Genomic DNA, 7,759 nt, shown 5'->3' with positions numbered 1-7,759 from the left:
CCGACCGGCGCGCGTGCGCGCCTTTGTGGATATTCTTGAAACAATGGAGCGGGAACGGCGCCGTTAGCGCCGGCCTCGACGGCATCCCAGAACGGTGCGGCGATATCGGTGCCGCCAAAGCGGGGCGGCGACAAGAACTGATAGTTTTCTTATAACTTCCGATATTGTACAAACGCAACCGCAGAGCGAAATTTGTCGATGGAAACGCATTTCATCGACACGTTAGTAGAACATGTCGATGCCATCGACGTGTACGTAATACCGGATTTATGCCCTGAGCGGTTCAGTTCCCCGATCCAGAATGTCAAGATACCGGCTGTAGGCAAACTGCCGGTTTCTTTGCTTGCCGGTCAATTCCTGAGTGATGCCGGCATCGCCCATAAGTTCAAGAGACTTTGTAACTGTCGGAATCGACAAATTGAGTTCGGTTGACGCAGATTGAATGGTAACGATTGGCCGCCGTTGTAAGAGCTCGTGTACGCGTAGCATGGAAGCCGACGCTCGACCGTAGGAAGTGATCGTTAGCCGATCAGTGTTGAAGAGCGCCATGAGATCTCTGGCAGTATTGGCCGCTTGCCCGGCAGTTTCCGCAACACCCTCGAGGAAGAATTCCATCCATGCTTCCCAGGAACCATTGGTGCGCACTTCTTGCAAAAGACGATAATAGTCATTTCTTCGAGCTTTCAGATAAAGGCTGAGATAGAGAATCGGCTCCTTCAAGACACCGGAGCTGCACAAGAGTAGTGTAACCAGAAGCCGGCCCAAACGACCGTTACCGTCAAGAAATGGGTGGATCGTCTCAAACTGCACGTGGGCGAGACCTGCCTTGATCAAAGGGGGATATGCAGGGCTTTCCAAGTGGAGGAAATGTTCCAGGTTGTCCAAACATGCTGCTAGCTGATCTGGTGGCGGAGGAACAAACAGCGCGTTGCCAGGTCGAGTCCCCCCAATCCAGTTTTGGGATCTTCGAAATTCGCCTGGCTGCTTGATAGTTCCCCGCCCCGATTGCAGCAGAACGGCATGAATTTCACGCATTAGACGCAATGACAGCGGAAAGCCACTCCGCATGCGGGTCATTCCATGTTCGAGCGCCACGACATAGTTGGATACTTCCGTGACGTCATCGAGAGGAACATGTGGAACTTCATGATTTTCAAAGAGTAGAAGATCTGACAAAGATGATTGGGTGCCTTCGATCTGGGACGACAACAATGCTTCCTTGCGCACGTACATGAACAGAAACAGCGGTGTTGAGGGCAAAATAGTCGTCACCCCATCCAACTCACCTATCGCTCCGCGGGCAGCGTCGTACGCTCCAAGAATTTGGGTGAGGTCGAGTTGAGGCGTTGGGGGCAAGGGAGCTGGAACATAGGTTTTCACCCGTTCTCCGCTCGTTGATGCCTCTATGAAGCGACCCATGCGGCCCTGGTGGGAAGGTGCCATTACTGTCTATCCTTTAACAAGCGAATCTACTATTAAAGGATAAGCTCTTTTCCTTTAATTGAGAAATGCTTTATGAAACAATGATTCAAAGCCCCACCGAAGATCAGTTCCATGACGCTCAGCTCATCGAACTGAAAGCTGTGGGCTGTCATGCAATTTACGAGGAACACGGATCTGGTGTGTCGGACGATGGATTGTTGACATTCACGCTACAATCAAAATGCTCGAGATTCGCCTATTATCGGCATTCAAGACTTTCCGGTTTGTACGAGGGACGGCTGTGCTGTACGTTGGCGAATAGGTCGCACCGTACGAAACGGATTGTTGTAAACGACCTCAGTTGCAATCAGGCAACCTTCGTTTAGCCAATAGCGTAGCAGCCGCGCAACTCGCGTTCCTCCTTTCGCGACAGTGTTTTGCCGATGCAGTGGCTATTCGCGCCAGCGCCGCAACGATACCAAACTCAGTGAGAAGCGGATCGGTCAAGCAAGGCCTGTTGTCGGCCGCTCAAAACAAGAGACTGGGAATGAAAGTGCATGGCGGCTGAAGCGAGCTTGGGGCAGACGATTGGACCGTCGATTGTCCTGATGGGCGCGGCCGTGGTCGCGGTGCCCCTGTTTCGGCGGTTAGGCCTCGGCTCGGTTCTCGGATATTTCGCAGCCGGCGTGCTGGTCGGGCCATCTGTGATCGGCTTTTTTACTGACGCCCCCTCCATCCTGCATTTTTCCGAACTCGGCGTGGTTATGTTCCTGTTCGTCATCGGGCTGGAACTGCGACCGTACAAGCTATGGGCCATGCGCGGCCAGATCTTCGGGCTCGGCCTCGTGCAGGTTGGGGCGACGACTGCTGCCCTGTCCTTGGCGGGCACACTGGTCTTCGGCCTGCCTGCCACGGTCGCCTTCGTCGCAGGTGCGGGTTTTGTGCTCTCCTCGACGGCCGTCCTCATGTCGGTGCTGCAAGATCGCGGGGAGATTTCTAGCCCGGAGGGGCAGAAATCTGTGTCCATCCTTCTCCTCGAGGATCTGATGATCGTGCCGCTTCTGGCCCTCGGCGCGCTGCTCGTTCTTTTCGGCGTATCGAAATGGGGGCTGAACCCGTTCTTCGCTCTCTTGGCGCGGGCAAGGACTCGTGAAGTGATGACGGCGGGTGCGCTGTTGGTGGTACTGGGAGCATCACTGCTGATGGCCGGCGCTGGGCTTTTCATGGCCATGGGCGCCTTCCTTGCAGGTGTGATGCTGTCGAGTTCCAGCTACAGGCACCAGATCGAAAGCGATATTGAGCCGTTTCGCGGCCTGCTGATGGGCCTGTTCTTCATGGCGGTTGGCATGTCGCTGGATCTTGCCGTGGTGGCCGCCGAATGGGGGCTTTTGCTGGCCATGCTGGTCGCCTTCACCGTAGCCAAGGGCGCTGCTGTATATGCAGTTGCCCGTCTGTTCGGCAGCTCCGGCCACCAGGCCATGCACCGTACCTCGATGTTCGTGCAGGGCGGCAAGTTCGCCTTCGTGCTCTATGCTGCTGCAACCGCCGGCAGCGTGATCGATCCGCGCGAAAATGCGCTGTTCACTACCGTCATCATCTTCTCCATCGCGCTGACGCCGCTGCTGCTGATCGCAGCAGACCGTCTACTGCGCAGCGGAGCGTTGATGGAGGGTGTCGAGGGCGCGCGCGACCTGAGCGGAAGGATGCTCATCATCGGCTTCGGCCGCTTCGGCCAGATCGCCTCGCAACTGCTTCTGTCGAAGGGCGTCAATCTTTCCGTCATCGACATGAACCCCGGCCGTATCCGTGAAGCGGGACGTTTCGGCTTCAAGGTGTTTTTCGGCGACGGCACACGTCTCGACACGCTGCGCCACTCCGGCGCCGGTTCGGCTGAGGCCTTGCTGATCTGCATCAACGATCCGAAGGCCGCCTTGCAGATCGTCGAACTGGCGCAGCATGAATTCCCGCAGGCAAAGATATTGGTGCGCAGCTATGACCGCGGCCATGCCGTGGACCTGATCCGCGCCGGCGTCGACTATCAGATACGCGAAACGGTCGAGTCTGCCTACATGATGGGGGCGGAGGGCCTGCGTGCATTGGGTTATGACGAGCTTGACGTGGAGGCGGCGGCAGAGGACGTTCGTCGGCGCGACAATGAACGGTTGTCCGAACAGGTGCAGGGAGACGCCATGTCGGGCCTTGACCACCTGCATGTCCGGCCCGTTCCCGAGCCGCTGAGCGGCGTGGCAGCGAAATAGCGGAAGAGCCGGGACGATGAAGACATTCAGGATTGCGATTGCAGGTTTCGGCGGCGTGGGGCGGGCGACGGCGAGCCTGCTTTTATCCCGGCGAGCGCGTTATTGCGAGATCTACGACGCGGATGTGCGGCTCGTGGCCGTCTGCGGATCCCGGTCCGGTGTAAAAAGCGCATATGGACTGGAAAAAGAGCAACTCTCCACGCTTGAAGACGGGCTCTCGGGCCCGGCCTTCATCGAGGAGAGCGGCGCCGATATTCTTATCGAGGCAGGGCCAAGCGATTTCCGCACCGGGGGGCCGGGGCTTGCTTATCTTCGTTCGTCGCTTTCGGCCGGGCACGATACGATCGTGATTTCGAAGGGCGCGCTGGTCCATCGTGGTCGAGAACTGCGGGCGCTGGCCAAAGGTTCCGGCGCGATCCTGAAACTCAGCGGTGCGGCCGCAGCCGCTTTGCCGACGATCGATCTGGTCGAGCACAATCTCAAGGGCTGTGAGGTGCTCGAGGTCGAGGGTATATTGAACGCCACCACCAATTACCTGCTCGAAGCCATGACGACACGAGGGATTGGCTTCGAACACGCATTGCGCGAGGCACAGCTTGGCGGTTTCGCCGAGGCCGATCCCCGCAACGATACGGAAGGCTGGGACACGGCCTGCAAACTGCTGATCCTCGCCAATTTCGGGCTTGGCGCTGACCTTACGATGAATGATCTGACCGTCGAGGGGATCCAGTCCGTCTCCGCTGAACGGATCGAGGCTTGGCGCGGGCAGGGGCTTGTTCCGAAACTTGTCGGCCGCATTTCGCGCGGGAATGGCGCAATCCGCGCCGAGGTCGGCATCAGGACATATCCGCTTGCCGATCCCTTCGCCAACGTCCGCGGCAGGGACAAGGCGATCCGCATTGTGACCGAAGCGATGGGCAAGACGCTCGCAATCGGGTCCGGAATGGAGCCGCTTGCGACGGCCGCCGCAGCGTTGAAGGATCTGGAACATATCTTGGCGGCACGGATGGCCTGAAACCAGGCGATACAGCCATCGCGACCATTAAAGGCAAGAGGCCCCTAACGGAAAAGGAACGATATATGAGAGCTGCAGTCTATGACAACCCCGGTCCCCCGACAGTCTTAAGGTATGCCGATGTGCCGGATCCCGTCTGCGGGCCGCAGGACGTGCTGATTGCCGTCGAGGCGATTTCGATTGAGGGCGGCGACTTGATCAACCGGCGCTCGACACCGCAGCGATCCTCGTGGATCGTCGGTTATGCTGCTGCCGGGACCATCGTTGCGGTTGGCGAAAATGTGGGGGACCGAAGTGTTGGTCAAAGGGTAACGGCCTTCAACATGCATGGATCTCATGCCGAACTCTGGGTCGTGCCCGCCTCGCGCACATGGTTGGTCCCGAACGACGTTGACATGGCGCAAGCGGCGGCGCTGCCGATCTCCTTCGGGACTGCTCGCCACTGTGTCATCACCAAGGGCAAGCTAAATGAAGGTGAAACAGTCCTGATCCAGGCTGCTGCTGGCGGTGTCGGTCTGGCGGCTATTCAGCTGGCGCGTCAAACGGGGGCGAAGGTCCTTGCGGTCGCCGGCGGTCGCGAACGCCAGGCGCGCCTGACCGAGCTTGGCGCCTTTCATGTCATCGATCGACTGGAGCAAGACGTCGTTGAGGAGGTTCATCGGCTGACCGATGGCAAGGGTGTCAATCTCGTGATCGATCCCGTGGGAACAACCTTGCAGGCATCGCTTTCCGCACTGGCAATGGAGGGGCGTCTCGTCTTTGTCGGCAATGCCGGCGGCGGCCTCGATGTCGATCTGTGGTCGCCGATGCAGAATAATCAGACGCTTCACGGCGTTTTCATGGGATCACTTTTCGAACGGCCTGCCGTTCATAAAACGGTCGACGAGCTTCTCATAGCCGCAGCGGAAAGGCGTCTGGATGTCATGATCGACAGGGTTTTTCCGTTGAGAGAGGCATCAAAAGCACATGAATATGCGGAGACGACAAAGCTGTTGGGCCGCGTCGTGCTGATACCCTGATGCCCAAGATTCAGACCTTTGGTTGGGCTTGAGGAGGACCACGGTATGAAACGCCTTTCATTTAGGAACAGAAGTATCGAGGTTGCCGGGAATGTCTATTTGCCTCCCGATTTCAATGAGCACCGGTCCTACCCGGCGCTTGTTCTGGCAACACCTGGAAGCAGTGTGAAGGAGCAAATCGGCGCGATCTACGCAGCGGGATTGGCAGAGCAAGGCTTTGTGGCACTCACGTTCGATCCATCCTACCAGGGCGAAAGCGGTGACGAACCAAGAGACATGGAGGACCCGCCCTCGCGCGTCGAAGACATCCGCCGCGCAGTCGACTTCCTGACAACGCTTGTCTATGTGTACAAAGAACGCATTGGCCTGCTGGGAATTTGCGTCGGTGGCGGCTACGCGATCAACGCCGCGCTGACGGAATACCGTTTCAAGGCCGTCGGAACGGTGGTCGCCAATGACATCGGCCGGGCATCCACGGCACGCTTCCGGACATTTGCCGTACGTTGGTGGATGTCGGTAAACAACGGACGGCAGGAGCGCGCGGCGGCAACCGCCGCAGGGATCCCTGGATGCCGGACAGCCTGAAAGATGCTGAATCCGCGGGCGCTACGTATCTGGATCTGCTTGAAGCTGTCACCTTTTACAGGGACTCGCGCTATAGGCACCCGAATTCCACCAACCGGTTGCTTTTCGTAAGCTACGGCAACCTGCTCGGCTTCGAAGCTTTCAATCTCATTCCGGAGCTTTTGATACATCCACTTCAGATTATTGTTGGCGGTCGCCGGGGAACGACCGGCCAATACGAGGCCGGTCAACGCCTGTTCGATCTTTCATCGGCGGATAACAAAGACTTTTTCGTGGTCGGGGCCGCCGGCCATTACGACACGTATTACAAGCCTGAGTATGTGAAGCAGGCTATCGACCGGCTAACCGCGTTCTTTTCAAATCGTCTGATCATATAGTCGCTGGTGCGAGAGTTGGTCCCGACTCGTCTCCGTCAGCCGTTCGATCGTCAGTCGGGATTCCTTTTTTCTTGACCGCTGCTGTCGAAACACTCGATCAGCATTTCGGTCAGGACGCGGACTTTCCTTGAAGGATGGTGTCCCGGTGGGCGAACGACGAAAATTCCGGCCGGTGGCGGCGGATGATTTTTCATGACGGTCACCAGCGCGCCGGAATCGATGTAATCCTGGGTAAGGCCATCGGGGAGCGCAGCGATCCCCAATCCGGCTGCAGCAGCAACGACGAGAGCCGGCCCGTTGTCAGCCTTGAAACGCCCTTGGGGGTGGATGGTCAAGATCTTGTCGCGATCCATCACCTGCCACGTTTCCATCCCTTGCATAAGCGCCTGATGCGCGACGAGTTCCTCCGGTGTTTCCGGGGAGCCATGGGCTCTGATATAAGCGGGGCTCGCTACGTATTTTCCGTAGAGGGGGCCGACGCGTTTTGCAATCAGGTTGGAATCCTGAAGCGTGCCGACCCGGATCGCGCAATCAAACCCTTCCGCAATCAGGTCCACGAAACGGTCGCTATAGCTTGTCTGGATCTGCAGTTGCGGATGGCGCAATGCCATGTCCGCAAGGACAGATGCAAAGTGGGTGGGCCCGAACGATAGGGGTGCCGCAATTCTCAGGCGACCGCTTAGTTCGCCCGTCGGCAGGATTGTATCTCTGGCAATATCGATCTCGGCGCTGACCCTGGCCGCATAGTCGCGGAAAGTGGCGCCCGCTTCCGTCAAGGATGCCCCACGTGTAGATCTTGCGAGCAACTGGACGCCGAGCTCGGCCTCAAGCCGCGCAAGCCGCCGGCTCACCATCGACTTGGAAACGCCCAGCCGAAGCGCAGCAGGCGTGATGCCGCCCGCATCCGCTACCTCCACAAACGTCCGCAAATCTTCGATGTCCATGCTGCGTTCCCCTTTCCGCGACACTGTTTGGCACAAACGATGACTACCGCATCGAAATCGGGAATGACAAGGTCCTTTCGCAGACGGCGCTTCGGAGGGCGCTTGTTCCCTCCAGCAACGTATCTCAACCAACCGCGAA

General features: G+C 58.1%; 7 protein-coding genes. 5 read left to right on the top strand and 2 right to left on the bottom strand.

Annotation, left to right across the window (positions count from 1 at the left end):
* Window positions 1-267: 267 nt before the first annotated feature.
* The gene (locus tag FHW16_RS27280) at window positions 268-1,443 is read right to left on the bottom strand and encodes a Fic family protein (RefSeq protein WP_182552454.1); all 1,176 of its coding nucleotides are present in this window, start codon (window positions 1,441-1,443) and stop codon (window positions 268-270) included.
* Window positions 1,444-1,979: 536 nt separating this feature from the next.
* Between FHW16_RS27280 and FHW16_RS27275 the strand changes: the two genes are divergently transcribed.
* The 5 genes from FHW16_RS27275 (at window position 1,980) to FHW16_RS29025 (ending at window position 6,676) form a co-directional block, all read left to right on the top strand.
* Entirely contained in the window at window positions 1,980-3,680 is a 1,701-nt protein-coding gene (locus FHW16_RS27275; RefSeq protein ID WP_182552453.1) for a cation:proton antiporter, read from the top strand.
* Window positions 3,681-3,696: 16 nt separating this feature from the next.
* Complete coding sequence (locus FHW16_RS27270; protein ID WP_182552452.1) at window positions 3,697-4,695, top strand: homoserine dehydrogenase; 999 nt, start codon at window positions 3,697-3,699, stop codon at window positions 4,693-4,695.
* A gap of 65 nt (window positions 4,696-4,760) precedes the next feature.
* On the top strand, window positions 4,761-5,714 hold the full coding sequence (locus tag FHW16_RS27265; protein ID WP_182552450.1) for a quinone oxidoreductase family protein: 954 nt from the start codon (window positions 4,761-4,763) through the stop codon (window positions 5,712-5,714).
* Between the two features lie 45 nt (window positions 5,715-5,759).
* Window positions 5,760-6,299: an alpha/beta hydrolase gene (locus FHW16_RS29030; RefSeq protein WP_246711983.1), complete on the top strand. Its 540-nt coding sequence runs from the start codon at window positions 5,760-5,762 to the stop codon at window positions 6,297-6,299.
* A complete protein-coding gene (locus FHW16_RS29025) occupies window positions 6,284-6,676 on the top strand; it encodes an alpha/beta hydrolase (RefSeq protein ID WP_246711982.1) in 393 nt (130 codons plus the stop codon). Before FHW16_RS29030 ends, FHW16_RS29025 begins: the two co-directional genes overlap by 16 nt.
* A gap of 50 nt (window positions 6,677-6,726) precedes the next feature.
* Here the strand turns inward: FHW16_RS29025 and FHW16_RS27255 are convergent, their stop codons facing one another.
* On the bottom strand, window positions 6,727-7,620 hold the full coding sequence (locus tag FHW16_RS27255; RefSeq protein ID WP_182552448.1) for a LysR family transcriptional regulator: 894 nt from the start codon (window positions 7,618-7,620) through the stop codon (window positions 6,727-6,729).
* Window positions 7,621-7,759: the final 139 nt, after the last annotated feature.

Source organism: Phyllobacterium myrsinacearum (assembly GCF_014138285.1).
In the GTDB taxonomy this organism is placed as follows: Bacteria; Pseudomonadota; Alphaproteobacteria; order Rhizobiales; family Rhizobiaceae; genus Phyllobacterium; species Phyllobacterium myrsinacearum_A.
The sequence above is the reverse complement of the archived record's forward strand: the minus strand, read 5'-3'. Positions and strand labels throughout refer to the sequence as shown.